This window comes from Streptococcus mitis (assembly GCF_003942865.1).
In the GTDB taxonomy this organism is placed as follows: Bacteria; Bacillota; Bacilli; order Lactobacillales; family Streptococcaceae; genus Streptococcus; species Streptococcus mitis_BI.
This window is the reverse complement of record NZ_RJNZ01000003.1, coordinates 158,491-178,049: the sequence shown is the minus strand read 5'-3', so window position 1 is coordinate 178,049 and position 19,559 is coordinate 158,491. Positions and strand designations below refer to the sequence as shown.

Here is a 19,559-nt window from a genome sequence, read left to right as displayed (position 1 = left end):
TTCCTCCCTTTTTTCACTATATTTCACCTATATCTTAGACAAATTCGCAAGATTTTGTCAGTATCCATGAATAGATAGATTTTCAAAAGAAAACCAATCAACTAATCCTAAAATATTGGCATCAATAGAATCATCCATTAAACTCTATATTTAGTTTATTAAAATAAATTATACCATAATTTTTAATAATTTTATATATTTTTATAGTCTAACTATGATAATGAAAAGGAGCTATCCTTTCATATTATTCACTTATATTATGTTTATAAAAAATCTAATAGGCGTATTTACTTATCATATTTCATATAGACTGTACTTCATCAAATAAATCTTGAGTTTTTACGATAATTTTAAAAATACAATTTTTAATATATAGTTCGATACCGTATTTTATGAAATTGGTAGAATCCAAAAAATCTTCCTATCTGTAATAAGAAGATTTTTTGTTATTCTAATTTTTTCTACGTACTGTTACAAGTCCAAATGTTCCTAGAATTGCACCGAGTACCAACATCGCAACACTTGATTTTTCGCCAGTATTTGGTAAAGCTTTTACTTTTTCTACTCGTGAGTAACTCATTTTTTCGTTTTCTACTGCTTTAACAGCAGGTGATGAGTATGTTTGTTGCTTTTCCTTCACAACAACTTTTCCTTGAGAGTCCAAAGTTACTTCTTTGCCAGTTGCAAGAGCTTGTTGCAATTCTTCAACATTGACTTCTGGAAGTGCTTCAGCAGTTGGAGCTACTTTAGGGACAGCGATCACTGTTCCGTCAGGCAATTTGGCAACAACGTTTTCTTGAGCTTTTTCTGCAAGGTCAACGAGGTTATCATATTCTGCTTGTAATTCAAGCAACTTAGCGTGTTCTGTACGGTATGCAGATTGAACAGTTTCAAGAGTAGATTGTGCAGTCTGTAGGTCAGCTTTTGCTTGTGCCAATTTAGCTTCAGCTTTGGCTTGAGCAGCTTTGGCTGTAGCGAGTTTAACAGGTTCGTCCAAATAGGCTTGCAATTGTTCAGCCAATTCTTTGGCTTCTTTTACAAGTGCAGCTTTTTCAGCAATCAATTTTTTGCTTTCTGCTGTCAAATTGTTGACGACAGTTTCTTGAGCTTGAAGTTTTGCTGTAGCATCTGCAAGAGCTTGTGACGCAGTTGTTTGAACAGCTTTCGCTCCTTCAAGTTCTGTTTGAGCTTCTACAAGAGCAGCTTTCTTGTCAACTAGATTTGCTGAGAAGTTAGCTACTGCTTCACTTGCTTTAGCATTTTCAAGGGCAATTTCTGCCAAACGTAGGTTGTTTTCAGCAACTTGGACATCTTTAGTCGCTTGGTCAAGATTTGCTTGAGCAGTTGCCACGTCTGATTGTTCTTCTGCAAGAGCTTTAGTTTCAGCTTTGATTTGTTCATTTGTAGCTTCAGTTGCTTTTTGGTTAGCAGTTTGAGCTTCAAGGTTCTTAGCTTGAGCGTCTTTAACTTGAGCAACTTTTTCAGGTATTGCTTGAGAAGCAGTTGCTTCAGCATCTTTGACAGCTTGAGTTGCGTCTTTTACTTCTTTCTCAGCAGAAGCGACAGCAGTTTCTTTTGCTTTTACATCAGCTTCAGCAGTCTTAACGACTTCTTTTTGTGCATCAAGCGCAGGTTTCACTGTAGAAGGTGCAGGAACTTCAGTTTTCTCAACTGGTTTCACTTGTGGTTTAGCAACAAGTGCAGGTTCATTGACAGCAGTTGTGTCAACAGGCGCTGAAGTAGGCGCTTCCTGAGCGAATACAGTTCCACCAACTGATGCAAGTGCAATAGCTGTTGAAGTTGTTAGGGTTTGCAATTTTTTCATCATTTTCTCCTCGTAAGATCTAATAGGATTGGTTTGACTGTTAAGTCAAACTATGATATATGTAGTATATCATGCAATTTTATATATTTTACATCACTATTTTAACACATTTTTAGTTTATAGGCAATGTTTTTGCAAAATTTTGTTTGTGTGTGGGTTATTTTACAGTTTACTTCCTTGTATCATGGTAATGAAACGAGGTAGCTTATGGAATCAATTCATTTACAAAAATATATCGGACAACGAATACGAATCATACGAAAAGAAAAAAATTTAAGTCAGCAAAATCTCAGTGAAAAGGCTAGTGTTGGCATAGATTATATTTCTAACCTTGAAACAAAGGGTTCAAATATAAAAATCGATACACTAGAAAAGATTATCACAGCTCTTAATATCACACCATCAGAGCTATTTGAAAGCCGTATAAACCCAAAGAATCCACATCTAGAGTTATTAGCTGATCAATTAACTCAACTTCCACAAACGAGTCAAGAACAACTATTAGAAGCCTTCCAATTACTTATAAAAACAGTTAAAAACAGCCGCTAAAAATTTTTAGCGGCTGTTTTTATATATCTAGTTTCTCAACTCTTCAGTTATTTTCTCATCTACAGCTTTTATCTTAATCTTGATCTTTTTTCTTCAATCCAAGAAGTGCTCCTACTATAAACAATATTCCAGCAATGAACGTTATAAGAACTTCTCTAACCATTCCGGTTTTTGGCAACTTATCAGAATGGTCAGTATCCGACTTACTATCAATGTTAGTCTGTTTATTAGCTATGTTCTCTTGTTCATTAAGATAGACTTCCTTCTTATTTTCAAAGTTTTTATCAAGAACTGTAGTTGTAACATCCTTAGTTGAATCAGATTTTTGTGAATGATTTGCTCTTTGTAAGTCCTCTTTTCTATGACTTTGATTTAATTGACTAGGATTTACCTGTGAGTTATCTTTCTTTTTGGATACATCAAAAGTAGGTTTATTTTCCTCCTCCTTCTTCTCCTCTATTTTCTTGAATACAGGTTTTATAAGGGTATCTTTTGATAAATTAAGAACATAGCCAGTGTCTTTTTTTCCTTCGAAACCAGAAATTTCCCAACCATCAAATTGATATCCTTTTTCTAATTCACCCTTATAGACAGGTAAAATGAAATCTTCTTCCGCCACTATCGTTGAACTCATTTCTTTTCCATTTTGAATGGTTACAGTTACTGTATGAGGTTTTAGTTCGCTCACCTCTCCCGTATCTTTGTTTAAAATGAATTCTTTTACGGTTGTATTTCTTGCGAAATCTTTTACAACTATCTTAATGTTTAGTGTCTTATCTGCTATTTGTTTAATATCAGCAAATGATTTATATTCTTTTCCATTTACATAAATATGTTGTTCTTGAATCTCACCATCGAATCCATTATTTCTTTTATCATTGATATTAAAGACTACAGATTTTCCCTTAGCATATTCGATACTAGTATTTCCTTTTGGATCAATGTTTACTTCTGGTTTAACATTATCATATAAAAATTGATAGTGTACTCCAACCGCTTTCGCATTCAAATCGCTATAACCAGTTTGAAGATAAACATTTCCATCCATATCTGTTACCTTATCTGGAAATCCATTTGCTTTATAGTCTTTCATCCCCCAGTCCATGATGTCACCATCTTTAACATTAAGCTTAATGTTAAAATCTCTAGTGTTGTCAATGTGTAAATCTCCATAGATTAAATAATTATCTACAACTGATTCATTAACTCGCAACTCCCAGTTGAAACCACCTTTATCAGAAATCTTACCTCTTAAATAAAATTCTGGATTTCGTACATAAATTTTATTAGATTTAGATGGATTAAAGTAGTTCTTGTCCATTGAAAGATTTACTGGTTTTGCATCAATAAATAACGTAGAGCCATCTTCTTTTATAGCTTCTACATTGGACTTATCCTCTCCTGTGTACTCTTTACCATCCTTACCAAATAATACAAGTTTAGAAGAATCTGTCACAAGATTTCCATCTTTATCGATTGCTTCCCCTTTATCATTCATTTTAAAGGTAAACACTTGATACCTTACAATGTTAAAGCCGTCCAAAGCCGACATTAATACTGGTTGAGTACTTCTTCCATCTTCAACATTTCTACTATCAGCATAAATTATTTTTTCTGATAAGACTCTTAGATTAGGATTGGCCTTTTGTATTTTTGCTATATCTTCCTGGCTATAGACTCCATTTCCTTCTAACATATCTGTTTTTCCAGGATTATAGGTAGTCACTTTTAGTGCATAGCCTTTTCTTAGAATGATGTTATCCTTTAATAGATATTGTTGTTTTTCTGAATCAGCATAGATTTTACCAGATTCCATGTCCGTTAAATTGTTTGGTTTATTTTTTGAAAGATCTCCTTCTCCTAATTCTATTACATTCCCATAACTTGATGCATACGGATATTCTGCTTTAGTTTCCTTATTTTTTTCAGGCATTCTAATTTTAGTTTCAGCTTTTATCTGATCATCATCTTTAACAAAGAATCTCATATCTCCTGCAAAAGCTAATCCATCCACAATATCATTAATATTAGCGTATAAATCAAATGTCATCGTTTTTGAGTGCGAATCATACTTGGTCGTTTTGATTTCTATCGATTTATAATTATTGCCATAATATACCTTGGCATTTTTAGAAACATTACTTATCTTTCCAAGAATTTCAAAGTGTCCATCTTTAGACGGGCTTAGAACACCATAAATTTTTGATTTGATTTCGTCAAGTTTTTCAGTTTCATATTCTAAGGCACTACCATCGTCATATGCAATGATATTTCCCTTATCATCGTATTTATAATCGTATTCCTCTGTTCTCTTACCAGTTTCACTTGTAAAGTCATCAACTTCTCTAAATTTCTTTTTAATCAGTTTCTTTAAATCTTTGCTTTCAAAGTCTCTAATTGTTGAAATGGCTTTATTGATAGTAAAGCTAGATTTTTCTTCGGTAGCCTCTTCATTTTCTTGATGATGTTCTACTTCAGTTGTATCTTTTTTAAGACTATCCTCTTTTCTATTTTCTAAATTTTTAAATTTAGATTCGGAAATCTCTCCAAGCTTTTGGTATTTAGATGAATCTTGATCAGGATCTACTAGATAATAGGAAATCATCCCCTTTTCATCAGCATGATCAGCAAATTTAATTCTATGAATCTTTGTGAAATTGCTAGAGCCATCTAGTGCAATGACTTCAATGATTTTTCCTCTTAAATCTCCTGCACCTTTAATTTCATAAATGGTATTTCCGTCTTTGTCAAGTTTCCTATTTCTTCCTTGACCCTCACCTGCATAAGTTACTTCAAGATTTTTCTCAACCTCTCCATCTTCATTAACAAGAGCGGCTCCTGCATACCAAACTTCGTTGGCAATTTCGTCAAATTTTTCAGGATGTTCTTTCTGATCTCTCGCAAATAAAGTTTCATTCTTGTATTGCTCTTTGACCTTGTGATAAGTATCCTTTGTGATCAGCTTAATTTTTTCAGGATTTGAAAAATCAATCGAAACAATCTTAGGGGCTGTGTTATCAATTTTTACAGGAATATAGGAAACCTGCCATGGATAATCTTTAGTTAATCTATATTTAAATTTATAGAAATATTGACCTTCCGCAATCGGTTCAAATTGACCTCTTATCTTAGTAGCAGGATCTTTAGTATCCTTGCTTTCTGGTGCATTTTCTTCTCTACCTCTAGGGTTATAAATGAGTCCATCCCATTTCAAGTCACCCCAAACTTTTAGTTTAGAAGATTTGATTCCCTTTGCATCATTTCTCTTAGAGTTCAAAATTCCTTTAATAAAGTGTTCTCTCGAAATGACTTTTAAGTCGATTTGATTTTCTCCCTCTTTATTTGTATTTACTATTGAAATCATTCCTTCTTCTGCACTTCTTAATACAAGTGGAGAAGGTGTTAATCCTCTTTCAAGTTGAGCATCTTGAGGATTTCCATTTGAATCTAAAGGATAAATTTTAGCAATCTTAGAACCACTTGATGATGGTGCGTTGATCCCTTCGTTATTGAAAGCAAATAATTCTGGATTTTGATCTAGGGATGTTATATTTTTATCTTTTCTATTTTGTATAACTCCTGCTGGATTAAATTTATCTATACCATGTTCTCCACCAACCCCCTTATTTAAGGTTCCTGGAATTTTCGGTTTACCATCATCATCATAACCTTCCATTGTTTTTGATTTTGAACCTTCTTCCCAAGCCCATTTATCAAGGATTGGTTCGTGGTTCCAATTCCCAGCAAATCCCATTAGAGGCATCGACAAAGAAGGTTGGAAATTTATTTTCTTCTCGTTAGAGTTCAGAGCTTCCATTTCTTCCACTGACTCAAAATGAATAAATGATTCTACAAATTTATTTTTATTTTTAGCCTCTCCAACATTTATAACCGCATTTAAATCAAAGCTAGAATTTGGGCCTATAGTGAAAGTGTCATGCTCAAATGTAATATTTGCTCCTTTGACTTTTTCTGGGTGAATTTCTGGAACAATTTGCTTCCCATCTGGAGATTTTTCATCTTTGTATGTTTCATCCAGTTTGAGTCTGTCAGTTAGGGCATCTGTAGTTACAGTTGATGCTGAAACTTTAAAGGTCAAAGGTCTGTTTGATGTATTGTGAAGATTAATTGTAAAATATTTTTTATCTCCTTTTATTTCTTTAAGAGAAATAGAACCATAAGAATTTACCAAGCCTTTAGAATCTGTGTTTTTGAAAGTCGCTACAACTTCATTTCTCAAAGCATTGGCAACATTAATTAGCCCTGCCCCCTGTTGTCTAGGTGATGCAAAGTATTGACTTTTTTCTTTCCAAGAAGTCGCATCCATCATAGGGCGTGCAGTATTTTGTAGGGCTATTTTTGTAAGACTTGTAAGATCTATTTTGTCATCTCCCTTAAGATTTTTCAACACAGGTCTTTCAAGCATTTCCTTTAACTTTGGCCTAATCAAAACAGTAGAAGCTGCTACGATTGGAGTTGCCATACTAGTTCCTGACATATAGCCATAAGTTGATTTCCCATTAATGACATTGAGAGTGGATTTAATGTTTTTACCAGGTGCTGAAACATCAGGTTTTAAAAGTAAATCTGTTCTCGGTCCCCAAGATGTGGATCCTGCTGGGACTATAATATCTTCTTTATACAGTTCTTTGTCGGTGTCAGGTGCAAACTTAAAGTCAATTTCTTTTTCATCACCTACATTCGGTTTATTAGAATTATAGCTTGCCATATCAATTGGATAGTATTGCTCCAATTTATCTTTAAAATCTTCTTTATTATTTCTTTTAACTTTAGTTTTTTTATCAGGGTTAATCATGTTCCATAACTTTACACCATCATCTCCTGAAATTGAGAAAACTTGACTAGTAGTTCCTTCATCCTCTTCATATCCCATAGCTGGGAGTTCTGTCCAATTATCTCTATTGTAGTAATTTACAGTATTTACAACCATAATGGCGCGTGCGCCCTTATCCGTTGCTCGTTTAAAAGCATTTTTTAAATCCTTTGTATAAATTCTATCCATTACTGCAATTTTGCCCTTAAGATCCAAACCTATCAAATCTTGGTCTTGACCTTTGCCTATATATACAAATTTCAATTTACTAGGAGCTTTTGAACCATCTTCGTTTGTTATGATTTTATTCTTATCGAAAAAGGCCCCTATATTTCTGTATTTAAAACTTTCTCCACCTATGTTAACTTTATCAAACTCAACTGTTTGATTTTTAGCAGAAGCAACTGCTATCGCATCTTCATGTGCTGCAGTTCGTGTTACATTTCCAGTGTCGGTCATTTTCAGATTATTATTTGCCACCAAATCCCATGAAGAACTTGAAGCAGAAGTTGCATAGTTACCCGTAGCTACAACCATTGGAATGCCTGCTTTTCTTAATGCTCTAATAGCTTGCCAATATTTCTCACCTACAAGGCCCGTTCCTGTAAAGCCAGATGATACCGAAACAACATCAACATTGTGTTTGATTGAATCTTCAATAGCATGAAACATTGTTTCATCCCCTGCGAACCCAGATCCTGCGTCAGAGTACATTTTATAAGAGAAGATCTGTGCATTAGGAGCAATTCCATCTATTCCGTTAAAGTTTTTGATATCTTTTTCAGTATCATTTCCCGCAAGAATCCCTGCAATATGCATCCCATGTGGATCAAAATAATCGCTTCCATCATCAGCTTTTTCTACAGTAATTTTACCACCATTATAATAATTGAAAGCATGAGGGATTTTATCACTCAACCAGAAATTTTTATCAGTACCTTTTAAGTCTTCTTTTTTGAATTTCATTGAGCCTTTGGCATCATCATCAATCCTCATGGCCTTATGCCTATAATCTGTCCCGGTATCGATATTTGAAATGACCATACCTCTACCATCAAAATTTTTACCAAATGGAGCATTGATAGATTTTAGGTAATCAATTGCCTCTTCAACTCCAATTTCCTTTCTAGCATGATTCATCATAGGTTGGACTTTTTGTGACCTTTCAACCGATGAAATACCTTCTATTAGTTTAATTTTGTCCAGAGTATCTTTGGTTGTTTCAATAGCGCTACCGTTAAAAATTCTATCATAAGTATATAAAACTTTTGTATTCTTAAGATTTGATAGTTCCTTGATTGCTTTTTCTCCAGATTCTTTATCTTTAAATTCAGCAATATAGACAAGTCTATCTTCTTTTTTGCGACTTTCCGTGTCTTTACTTGCAGACGAGTCTGCATTATCTCCTTTGTATTGATTGGAATCTTCTTTTTTGATTGTTGCTTTTTCATTGTTAGTTTTATTGTCTATCACAGATTCTTTACTAACAACTTCTTTTTCCTCAATAACTGTTGTTTTCTTCTCTTCAATATCCTTTGAAGTTTCTATAGCATTATGAATATCTTCATGTTTTTCTTTGTTTTCGTTTTGTTTACCTACTACTACTTTTTCTTTATCAGAGATATTTACAGCATCTTCAGAGCTAGATGTGTCTGCTAAAACTACCTCATTAGGGACATATGCTGCTAAAATAACTGCCGCTGTGGTTAATGACAATACTGTACTTTTTTTCATTTTAATTCCTTACATATTTATTTAACTTCCAATAGATAGAAAAACTTTAACTTTGCTAGCCTTTGTTATAAAAAGTTTTACTAAGTGTTATCTAGGAAATAGAGTGGTACATTTATATATAATTGTTAGCTCTCTGGAAAATAGTATATCAATTTAAAAAATTTAAGTCAAGAAAAATTAACATGTGTTAATTATTTTTTTAACACATGTTAAAAATAAGATTGAGTCAAAAAATTTCGTACTTAACTGGGATACATTATAAGCATATTCACACCATTAAAAATAGTAGCAATCAAGTTGAACCTCTACCAGAATCACAGAGACAGACATAATTGATGAAATATCAATGCTATTAAATAATAGAAATAACCGCTAAGAAAAAGGCTTAACGGTTATTTTCTATATATAAATTTTTCAGATATTCAATCATTTATTCACCTGTGACCTAGGCTTCACGAGTGCCTTGCTCTACCAACTGAGCTAAATCGGCGATTGCGATTATAGTATAGAAGTCAAGAAATTTTCATCTCCCTTGAATTGTCAAATTAAGTGCACCTTTCTTAGATGTTTACAAATGATTTCATTTCTAAACTAATCCATCGCTATCAGGATGCTTTCTTATGTAAATAGCTGCATAAAGCGCATCTACTATTACAGCTGGCAGGGTCAAAGTAAATAAAATTCCCAATAAAACACCAAAAGCAATCTGAATATGACCTGTTAGGAGGGCGGGAATGATTGTTGCCCCCGCAAAAGCTACGGCAAAATTATTCCACCATGTTTTCTTTCTACTTCCCCCTTTTACTTGATTAAAGGCCCAGACTTTCCCCTGATTCTTTGGCAGATAATACCAAGCATAAAGACCGCATGCAAAGATAAAAAGAAGTAATATAAAGATAACATAAAATGGAGTGAGAGGGGCTTGATATATCACCTTGGCTCCTATAGGACTGCCGTCTGAAATAACCATTAACAAACCAATAAAATCTAAACCTATCACTAAGCTTAACACTGTGAGGGCTATTAAATAATATGTTAAAGTCTTCCAGGCGTTTACCAAATAGGGAATAAAAGAAATGATAATACCCAGTATATTCACAACACCGCAAAACAAAGAAAGTCCTTTAAAGATGCCTAGATTGTCTTCATAAGTTCCACCCACATACAGAAAACCAGTTAATGCTAAAGCAATCCATGGATATAACTTAATATAAACTAAACTAACACCATCTGTAATCAAAGGACCATGGTATCTTTCTCTTTCTATATCAGTAATCTTTGCTTTATTTTTTCTATTTATCTTTGCCATTAACTCCACTCCTATCGTTTGCAAGCCTTGACCAATTTCATCTATATTTTATGAAGGCATCCTTAGCTGCATCCGTTACAGAGAAAGGATAACTCTTAAAATAAACTGGGATATCTATAAAACATTTCCAGCATATCCTCTATAAGCTCCTAATATGAAGGATATACTTTTTGACAAATCTGTTCATCTGATACATTTCCCAACCCACTCAATACATGCAGTGACTAAATTTTAATTCCACATTTACCATCCAAATATTTCTTCAATAGACTGAATACCTGAAAAAGTCTCTTTTAACACACCTACTTTTATATCTGTATAGACTTTCCCATCTGAGATTGTGGTGAAAAAGAAGGGAGGGGTCAACTCACAATGTCCCTGATAATAGATATAACCCGCTAAGAAGCTTATCCCCTCTTTCACTGACTCATCATCTGGTTCTAAAATTCTAGTTGAAACAGTATTTAAAACTTGAAACTGACTGTGATACAAATAGTCTTCTGGCAAAGCATCTTCAATATACTCTTCTTCTACTGGGATAAACAGTTCCATCAATACATCTTGATTTTCTTCTAACTTGGAATTAATCGTATAAAAGAAAGGTCCTCGAAGCGTATATCCTGCTTCTCTTACTTCATCTAGAAAAGCGTTATAAGTGTCCGGCATCTCTTCTTGCGATACTGTATAATACCTTGAGATAACATTTCTATATTGTATATCTTGGTATTCTCCCACGTTTTTAAATAGCATCTGTAATCTCCTTAATTGGGATATTCATTTCAACAAAGTGCTGTCCAAATATTGGGAAAATAGACAGAAAAACTGTATCTCCCAGCATTTCTAATCCCTCATCATGAATATACTGCTTCATTTCTTCAATTTTTGGAAGGAAATGTTCATCAAATGGAGTTACATCAGAGACACACTGCTTAATTGTAAAATGTTCTAGATATTGAAATTCATCATTTCCTTCAATTGGAATATTTGTCGGAATATAGACCTTAAACGAGGCTTCTCCTGGCTTTCCAAAAGTGCTCAAACAAGTTTCAATCGTTGTCGGACCATTTTTATAGACCCCTGTTTCAAATAATAATTTTTCACAACTTTCAATCAAATCTAGAAAAGATTCCATAGGAACTTTTTTCTCTGTATAAGCAATATTGCTGATATCTATTCTAATTAATTTCATTTTATTTCTCCTCTATAAATAAAGTTTTTCGTGCTTTTCTTTTTCCAACCGGTGAATACGCGTGCGTACTCAAGCCAATAGTAGGGAAGGCATGCAATACCTAATCCTACAATACCAGGAATAATATATATCGCTGGTAACATAAATAAATTTCCTATAATTGCTAAAATTGCTGCTAATGAAGCAAGAATAAGTGGAGGAACGTGTAAGATTGTCTTCCTGAATTCTCCAGATGGTAAGGTCTTAGCTTTAGGGACAATTAACAACTGGTAAATAAAGGTGAGTAGCTGAAAAATAAGGCTCAATCCAATTAATATCATGAAAATAGACCAGTAGTCATCTCCTAAAAATATAGAACTTCCAAAAAGTAATTCTACATGAGAAATGAGCACGGAACTAGCTGGAACCAATTGCAAGAATTTTGACTTAGAAAACTTTTGAAATAGCAAGAATATGAACACGAGTACCAGTATATGATAAATAGTAAAACGAAAAACTAGCATACTCATATCATGTGACTCCTCTTTGATAAAAAAAGAACCTATAAATATCAGTAAAGAAAATATTACTTCAATTGCAACAGACCGTAGAAAGTCAGAGTTCTTTATAGGTCTAGTATCCACAACTGCCATATTCAAAAACTCAATATACTTTTCTTTCATCTTATCCTCCTAGCATGATCTATGCTACTACTAGCCATTCTCATTAATTTTATTTTATTTCTCCTTTGTAAATAAAGTTATTCGTGCTTTTCTTTCTCCAACCGGTGAATACTTGAGTATATCCGAGAATAAAGAACGAGTTCCATGAAATACTCAGCCCTACTAAACCGATGATGATATATATTCCAGACAACATAAACAATCGTGCTATGACTACAATTGCTGCTGACGTTAATATTACAATAAGGGCTGGTAAGTGTAACAAATTCTTCTTATGCTCAGTATCTGGCATTTGTTTTACTTTTGGAACAATTGATATTTGATAAAAAAAGTTTATCACTTGAAAAGCAAAGCTCAATCCAATGCAAAGAAAGAATATCGATAAATACTGTTCCCCAAAGAATATAGAGCTCAAAAAAAGAAACTCGAAATGAAGAAAAAGAAACGAAGTCGTCGGAACTGATTGTAATAATTTTGAAGCGGAAAATTTTTGAAACAATAAAAATGCAAGCAGTACTATTACCATATGGACAATAGTAACATGAATCAAAAATATACTAAGATTATGCATTTGATTCTTAGTAAATATAGAAACAATCAGTACTACTGAAGTAAATAGAATTTCGAATAAAAATGCAAGATAGAAATTTAAATTTCTTACTGGTCTATAACCAGTCATCAGTATATTCAAAAATTCATAATATTTTTCCTTCATCTTATCCTCCTAGCATGATCTATGCTACTACTAGCCATTCTCATTAATTTCATTTTATTTCTCCTCTATAAATAAAGTTTTTCGTGCTTTTCTTTTTCCAACCGGTGAATACTCGTGCATACTCAAGCCAATAGTAGGGAAGGCATGCTATACTCCCTGCGACGAGGGAAGTAATTATATATGTTCCTGGCAACGTAATTAAATGTGCTATAGCTACTACACTTGCTGAAATTAATATGCAAATAACAGAAGGAAGAAATAAAAGATTCTTCCTATACTCACCATGTGGTAATTTCTTAGCTTTAGGGACAATTAACAACTGGTAAACAAAGGTTAGTAACTGAAAAATAAGGCTTAGGCTAATTAAAATTGTGAATACAGACCAGTAGTTCTTCCCCCAAAATAGAGAACCCCAGAAGAGAAACTCAACATGAGAAATTAGAATAGAACTAGCTGGAATCAATTGCAATAATTTTGATTTGGAAAATTTTTGGAATAACAAAAACATGAACAACGAAACCAATATATGATAGATAGTGATGTAAAGGATAATCATACTCACATCATGTATCTCACCTTCTCTAAAAATAGACACTATAAATATCAATATCAGTAAGGAAAAAATTACCTCCATCGCTACTGACTTTAAAAATTCAGAGTTCTTTATAGGACTAGAATCCACAACCGCTAAATTCAAAAATTCATAATATCTTTCTTTCATCTTATCCTCCTACAATTCCTGCCCACCATTTTTTCAAACCCTTTGAAAATCCAGTGTGTTTATCTAGCGAATTCAAGTACTATTTGTAACATCTCACCTTATGGGACTATCTTCATAATTTCATATTGAGGCTGTACTCTGATTTGATTGATAGTAGACTCTTAGTTTGCTTGTTCTTACTTAACTAATTCCTTCAATTTAAAATTCTATCTATCATCAAAAAAATACAAAAACCTACTGTCCATTATACCATACCACAGATATCTTATGAAAGAGTTCTCAATTTGTTCCAATAAAAAACACTATTTCTAGTGTTTCAGATTAAAGCAAACACAATAGCTTGCTTGATAATTAAGGAATTAAAAATTGATTTTCATAGTCTTTTGGGAGCTTATAAGATATTTCTCCATTACTATTACCAAATCGACTTTGATTAAAAATTGGAAATAGCTTGGAGTCGTACTCCGTTTTTATAGCAAAACGTTCATTTTCAAAACTAATAGTTGCAGCTACTAAGGGATCCTTAAAAACTGATTGTTCCCCTTGGGAATGCAAGCGAACGTTTATAGTAGCTACTTCTTCAGGATATTTCTCAAATCTAACATCAAAACGAATGTCGCTACCTGTCGAAGGAATGTACATTTGATATTCACTTACACTTATACTTTGAATCTTTCCTAATTTCTGTTCCAATTCTGGGTCGTTTCTATACAGATCTGTTTGGATAGCTAGTTTGAAATTTTCCTCATGTTCATTTAGCCATTTGTTAAGAAAACGAATCATAATTTCTTTTTGAATTTGCCAAGATGCATCCTTGGCCTTGCGAACAGCAACATCCGAAAGTTTATTCATAGTTTCAGTCAATTTATCTTGCTCTCGCTTCCAATCCCACGAGGGGTCATTGGATACCTCTTGTACTGACAAGTACCATCTCTCCATAGTTTCAGGTGATTTATAAGGATTGGGTTTTATAAAGGTAAAAGGAGGTATGCCAGCATCAGGAAAGTATATTTCTACTTTCATTGACTGCTTGCGATTATTATTAACATAGGCTCTAAAGTAAATATGATAATTTCCGCCTACATCTCCGCCATTATCAAAAGACCCCATCGCTGAACCAGGTAAAAGCGTCACAGACTTTATATACTGTCCTTGACTATCTATGTCTGCAAGAATTTCTCTCTTGATAGTATCTTCATGAACATGTATAAACTTAGCAGTGTTGCCAAACGAATGCCCCATAAGCAAATAAGAAAGAATGATAATAAGAAAAGGCACAGAAACTGCAAGGAATATCCATTTATTTGATTTTAATATATTTAACATAATATATCCTGTTGCTCATTAAAAATCCGTTATAGAATAGTATTTATGTATCTTTTTAACTTATAACTTCTCTACTCTATCAAAAATAATCTCTTGCTTTTCGTAACTTTCTCGGAGTGGTAACATACCTAAGATAATCGTAAAGAAACCCAAAAATAAAATACTGTTAACGATAAGGATAGATGCCTCTGTACCATTATCAGTAAATATATAAAACCCCAAACATCCTATAACCATAACGAAAAGAATAGGCAAAAGTTTATACAGTTTCAACTGACGTTGTGGTCTTGCTAATTTGAAAACTATTTGATACTTCGTTTCTTTACTTGAAAGCTTTTGTTGAAGATTATGACGAGCCACAAAAGCAATGAACCTGAAAGTAAGATAAGCTAGGGTGATAAAGAGTACAAATAAACCTAATTTAAAAGAAATATTATGGCTAATATCATAACTCTTAACAGCATTCGTAACAATCCCATAACAAGCTCCACCTATTGCTACACCTATTCCAATACCAAGAGATTTGTTCATAGTTGGAGCTAAGCTCTCAAATCTCGTATCTCTTTTATCTAACTTTAAGCATTTAGCTGTGATTTCACTAGGAAGAGAACCCCAGAAATAAGTTTTAGGACTAATGCTAGTCATATCCAAAAGATATTTTTCACCTTTAAATTCTACAATTTTATGAAATGTTTTATTTGTTTCTTTAAATTTTAATTCCACATTTACCACCCAAACACTTTCTGAATTGATTTAATACCTGAATCAATGCCGCTTCCGATATCGTTTATGCTCTTTTCGATTTCATTCATAAACTACCATCCCTATTGTTTAAATATTGTTAAATCCAACTGAACTGTCTTATCTTTCGAATTCAACTGGATTGTAATCCCATAAATTGAGCCACTAGAGTAATCTAATATTATTCGACAGGTCGTATCTTCTGGCATATCGTACTTATTTTTAAGATATTTATAGAGGTCAGAATGATTTTCAGGCTGGTAGATAATATCGCTCAATTCAGTTTCAGCACTCTTAAAGGTTTCTTTTATATTCAAGGAAGCGAAATAATCTCTTTGTACTACCAAATTAAGAATTTCTTCGTCAAACAAAGGTTCTAACTTCGATTCGTACTGTAATCTCTCATTAGAGTAAGTAACAGGAACTGTTTCTTTATTATCCCCAATTTTTATTGTATAGTCACCCTTAATTTCAGATTGGCTAGTATCTAAGAATACTTTATAATCCTTTACTACGTTTCCACTCTCTATATAAATACTATTTTTGTAAAGCTTTAATCCATTAAACTCCTTCTTGTCTTGCTCTAAAAATTTAAACATGGGCTCAAACGTTTTTTCAAATTCGTACTGTTTTTTTGTTCTATTTTTAGGGATTGTTTCACCACCCAAACTACATCCATTTAGAGCAAAAAGTGTTAAGAGCATTAACATTACACTAACAACCAAAAATAAGCATTTATTTTTTTTCATCTCTTTCCTCCTGTATAGCGGAATCTAAGCTTATTATATCATGAATGTAAAAATTTTTTTATCATGAACCGCCCCTCAAAGTTTAACCAAAAATCTAACGCTCTCAATATCTGTACTTTATCAGTATTTTGTTTGAAAAAAATTTTCTATAAAATTCCTTTTACACTATCTTTCCAATAATTCCTATAATAGGAATCAAAGAAAAAACTACAAGATCTGATTCTAAGGTGCTATGCCATCTTTTTCATTCATTTAGACTAACTGCGATTGAATTACATCTTATTGCTTCTTTTTTCATCTAGTTTAACACTCTAGAATTAGCTTCAATGCATGTTCCTAACATATAAAAAAGCCCTGTCCCAAGACAAGGCTTTGAGCTTCTTCACTTTGCCGATTGCAGGGATTGAACCTGTGACCTAGGCTTTACGAGTGCCTTGCTCTACCAACTGAGCTAAATCGGCGATTACACTTACAGTATAGCACTCTGAGAATAGGTGTCAAGTAATTTCCATCTATATTAGAAAAAGCCTGTCCTGAGACAAGACTTTGATATTCTATTATTTACGAACCCGCACTTTCGTAGGCATCTAAGCCCCTATCCCAAAGTTTAAGGGAAATGACAAAGAAGACAAGGGAAATCAACATCAAACCTCCGATGTTAAAGAACATATCCTTGTCCTGTAAGAAATAGCTAGCAGGATAATAGGCCGTAAAGGCAAATGGCACGATAAAGCTAATCAACCATCGAAGGAGCGAATTGTAAATCGAAATCGGGTACTTGGCAAAGTCATTGAACATATAGAAAATGTAAATCATAGCTCCTGATTGCTTGGTCCAAAAAGCGATGCTGGCTGTGGCGATTTTCAAGGAAGTATAAATCAAGGTCGCAAAAGGAATACAGACTAGGAAAAGCAAGAATTTTGGAAAAGTCCAAGCAATGCTTGATACTGTTGTCGCTAGTAAAATTCCACCGACCAATAGTTCGCCCAAGGCATCAATCTGAAAAGTTTCGACTAGAATGTGAAAGAGAGGATTGATAGGACGTGTCAGATACTTATCAAATTCTCCTTTTCGCACCAAGCGTTGCCCCAGTGCCCAGAGATTATCAAAAAAGAGATGGTCCAGTCCCTTGGGAATCAAAGAAAAACCATATATAAAGGCAATTTCTTGAAAAGTCCAACCTTCCAGGGATGGGATGTGTTGAAAGATGACATTGAGAAACAAGAGATTCAAGCCTTGAGTCAGAAATACTCCCAGTACTCCAACCACAAAATCCACCTTGTATTCCATGATTTGCTTGATATATTGTCTGATAAAAATCAGATGCATGCGTTGATATTTTTTCATACTAACCTCCTTGAATGGTGATAAATGACTGGACTCGTTTCCAAATCAACTGAGACAAGCCCACCATCACTAAGAGCCAGAAAAACTGGAGTAAAAGCGCCTGGACAATCTGACTGGCATCGTATTTCCCAACAATGATCATGACTGGGGTATAAATCAAGGATGAAAAAGGCAAGAAGGACAGAATATCTGCAACAACCTTTGGAAAGAAAGCCAAGGGAATCAAACTTCCAGACATAAAGGCCACTATGGAAGTCTTTAGTAGATTGGAACCCCATAGATTTTTAAACACAAAGGCTGAAAATCCAAAGCAAATATTAAAGAAAAAGTTAATCAGATAGGCGATCGTTAAGCTAAAGAGATAAAGGACAGTTAATCCCAGCACTTCTACAATCCCTTGCCCAGATATGATTTTCATCAACACAATGACACTTAAAAATGGAAGTCCGACACTGATAAAAATCAACCACTTGGAACCAAGCTCGGTGAAGAGATAAGAAGCCGCAAAATGCACTGGTCTCAACAAACGCATGATAATGGAACCATCCTTGACCTCCTCCCCAATCATAAAGGAGCTATCAGACCTAGTCAGAAGATTGGTCACAAAACTCATGATGATGTAGAGGGTGATATCGGCCATACTGAAGCCCTGAATTAAAGACTCCTGAGAGGAATCAAAGACAGCCTTCCAGAGATAAAAGGCCACAAAAGCCCCCATGACATCCCCAATCCGATAAAGAATAAAGTTAACTCGATAGGTGATCAATTCCTGAACACCTGCATTGATAAAGGGTTTATAACGTCTCCACAATTTGACCATTTTAGAGCTCCTTTCGATAGAAGCGGCAGATAATATCCTCAATATCCGTATCCATCATCTTCAAATCGCGGATTTCAAAATCAGACAGGGTTTGTTTGATAATGTCAGCTGACTGGTAGCGAGAACTATCGAATTCAATGTTGAGACTATTCCCTTGTCTATCAATAGTCATATCCGAAAATCCTTCATAGTAAGAGACGAGATGACCTTGACCTGGTAGCAGTTCAAAAGAAAGAGTCTTCATCTTGCCAAAGGTCTCCTTGAGCTGACTAACCGTTCCATCAAAAATCTCCTGCCCCTTGTCTATCATGAAAATCCGATCACAAAGTTGCTCAATATCACTCAAATCATGAGTGGTCAAGAGAATAGTAGTTTCTTCCTCTTGATTGATTTGGCTAATAGCCCGACGAATGTTATCCTTGACCGAAACGTCCAAACCAATGGTCGGCTCATCTAAAAAGAGAACCTTGGGATTATGAAGCAAGGAAGCTGCAATATCCGCTCGCATCCGTTGTCCCAATGAAAGAGTTCGCACGGGATCCTTGATAAATTCCTTCAAATCCAAGACTTCATTCAAAAAGTCCATACGCTTATGAAAAAGCGAGTCTGGCACATCGTAAATTTCTTTTAAGACCGTGTAGGTCTCTTGCAGGGCCAAATCCCACCATAGCTGGGTTCTTTGCCCAAAAACAACCCCAATATCCTTGACATAATCTTGGCGATTGTCCTGGGGAATTTTGCCATTAATCCGACAAAAACCAGATGTCGGTTTCAAAATCCCGGTCAGCATTTTAATGGTTGTCGACTTCCCAGCACCATTGGCCCCAATAAAGCCTAAAATTTGCCCCTTGGGAACCTCAAAGGTCAAATCTTTGACCGCTTCAAAGGTCTGTTTTTCAGGATGAATAAAGGAGCGTAATGCCCCCTTCAACCCCGGTTCCTTAACAGTCTTCACAAAATTTTTCTGAAGATGTTCCACTTCTATCATTGCCATATCTATCTCCCTATGTAAGGAATAGCAACATTGTGTTTTTGACT

At 34.2% G+C, this 19,559-nt stretch carries 15 protein-coding genes and 1 tRNA gene; 1 reads left to right on the top strand and 15 read right to left on the bottom strand.

Features of this window, described 5'->3' with window-relative positions:
- Window positions 1–451 precede the first annotated feature (451 nt).
- The gene (locus D8845_RS04045; protein ID WP_260467938.1) at window positions 452–1,825 is read right to left on the bottom strand and encodes an LPXTG cell wall anchor domain-containing protein; all 1,374 of its coding nucleotides are present in this window, start codon (window positions 1,823–1,825) and stop codon (window positions 452–454) included.
- Window positions 1,826–2,032: 207 nt separating this feature from the next.
- On the opposite strand from D8845_RS04045, the gene D8845_RS04040 reads away from it, so the two are divergent.
- Window positions 2,033–2,374 (top strand): helix-turn-helix domain-containing protein, encoded by a 342-nt coding sequence (locus D8845_RS04040; protein WP_125452560.1) that lies wholly within the window; start codon window positions 2,033–2,035, stop codon window positions 2,372–2,374.
- A gap of 73 nt (window positions 2,375–2,447) precedes the next feature.
- Here the strand turns inward: D8845_RS04040 and D8845_RS04035 are convergent, their stop codons facing one another.
- The 14 genes from D8845_RS04035 to D8845_RS03970 form a co-directional block, all read right to left on the bottom strand.
- On the bottom strand, window positions 2,448–8,942 hold the full coding sequence (locus D8845_RS04035) for a S8 family serine peptidase (RefSeq protein WP_125452559.1): 6,495 nt from the start codon (window positions 8,940–8,942) through the stop codon (window positions 2,448–2,450).
- A 586-nt stretch (window positions 8,943–9,528) separates the two neighbouring features.
- Window positions 9,529–10,251, bottom strand: coding sequence for a hypothetical protein (locus tag D8845_RS04030; protein ID WP_125452558.1), 723 nt, complete (start codon window positions 10,249–10,251; stop codon window positions 9,529–9,531).
- Window positions 10,252–10,494: 243 nt separating this feature from the next.
- A complete protein-coding gene (locus D8845_RS04025) occupies window positions 10,495–11,001 on the bottom strand; it encodes a DUF5085 family protein (RefSeq protein WP_125452557.1) in 507 nt (168 codons plus the stop codon).
- Entirely contained in the window at window positions 10,991–11,440 is a 450-nt protein-coding gene (locus tag D8845_RS04020) for a hypothetical protein (RefSeq protein WP_125452556.1), read from the bottom strand. The genes D8845_RS04025 and D8845_RS04020 overlap by 11 nt, the downstream gene beginning before the upstream one ends.
- Window positions 11,437–12,102 (bottom strand): lantibiotic ABC transporter permease, encoded by a 666-nt coding sequence (locus tag D8845_RS04015; RefSeq protein ID WP_125452555.1) that lies wholly within the window; start codon window positions 12,100–12,102, stop codon window positions 11,437–11,439. Before D8845_RS04015 ends, D8845_RS04020 begins: the two co-directional genes overlap by 4 nt.
- Window positions 12,103–12,151: 49 nt before the next feature.
- Window positions 12,152–12,817: a lantibiotic ABC transporter permease gene (locus tag D8845_RS04010; protein WP_125452554.1), complete on the bottom strand. Its 666-nt coding sequence runs from the start codon at window positions 12,815–12,817 to the stop codon at window positions 12,152–12,154.
- A gap of 49 nt (window positions 12,818–12,866) precedes the next feature.
- Entirely contained in the window at window positions 12,867–13,538 is a 672-nt protein-coding gene (locus tag D8845_RS04005; RefSeq protein WP_125452553.1) for a lantibiotic ABC transporter permease, read from the bottom strand.
- Between the two features lie 351 nt (window positions 13,539–13,889).
- A complete protein-coding gene (locus tag D8845_RS04000) occupies window positions 13,890–14,864 on the bottom strand; it encodes a hypothetical protein (protein WP_260467937.1) in 975 nt (324 codons plus the stop codon).
- A 60-nt stretch (window positions 14,865–14,924) separates the two neighbouring features.
- Window positions 14,925–15,587: a DUF443 family protein gene (locus D8845_RS03995; RefSeq protein WP_125452552.1), complete on the bottom strand. Its 663-nt coding sequence runs from the start codon at window positions 15,585–15,587 to the stop codon at window positions 14,925–14,927.
- Between the two features lie 101 nt (window positions 15,588–15,688).
- Window positions 15,689–16,354, bottom strand: coding sequence for a hypothetical protein (locus D8845_RS03990; protein ID WP_078352374.1), 666 nt, complete (start codon window positions 16,352–16,354; stop codon window positions 15,689–15,691).
- A gap of 388 nt (window positions 16,355–16,742) precedes the next feature.
- Window positions 16,743–16,815 (bottom strand) — tRNA-Thr (locus tag D8845_RS03985).
- 100 nt (window positions 16,816–16,915) lie between these two features.
- Window positions 16,916–17,701, bottom strand: a complete 786-nt coding sequence (locus D8845_RS03980) for an ABC transporter permease (protein WP_125452551.1) — start codon at window positions 17,699–17,701, stop codon at window positions 16,916–16,918.
- A gap of 1 nt (window position 17,702) precedes the next feature.
- Window positions 17,703–18,521, bottom strand: a complete 819-nt coding sequence (locus tag D8845_RS03975; RefSeq protein ID WP_125452550.1) for an ABC transporter permease — start codon at window positions 18,519–18,521, stop codon at window positions 17,703–17,705.
- Window position 18,522: 1 nt separating this feature from the next.
- Window positions 18,523–19,515, bottom strand: coding sequence for an ABC transporter ATP-binding protein (locus tag D8845_RS03970; protein WP_125452549.1), 993 nt, complete (start codon window positions 19,513–19,515; stop codon window positions 18,523–18,525).
- Window positions 19,516–19,559: the final 44 nt, after the last annotated feature.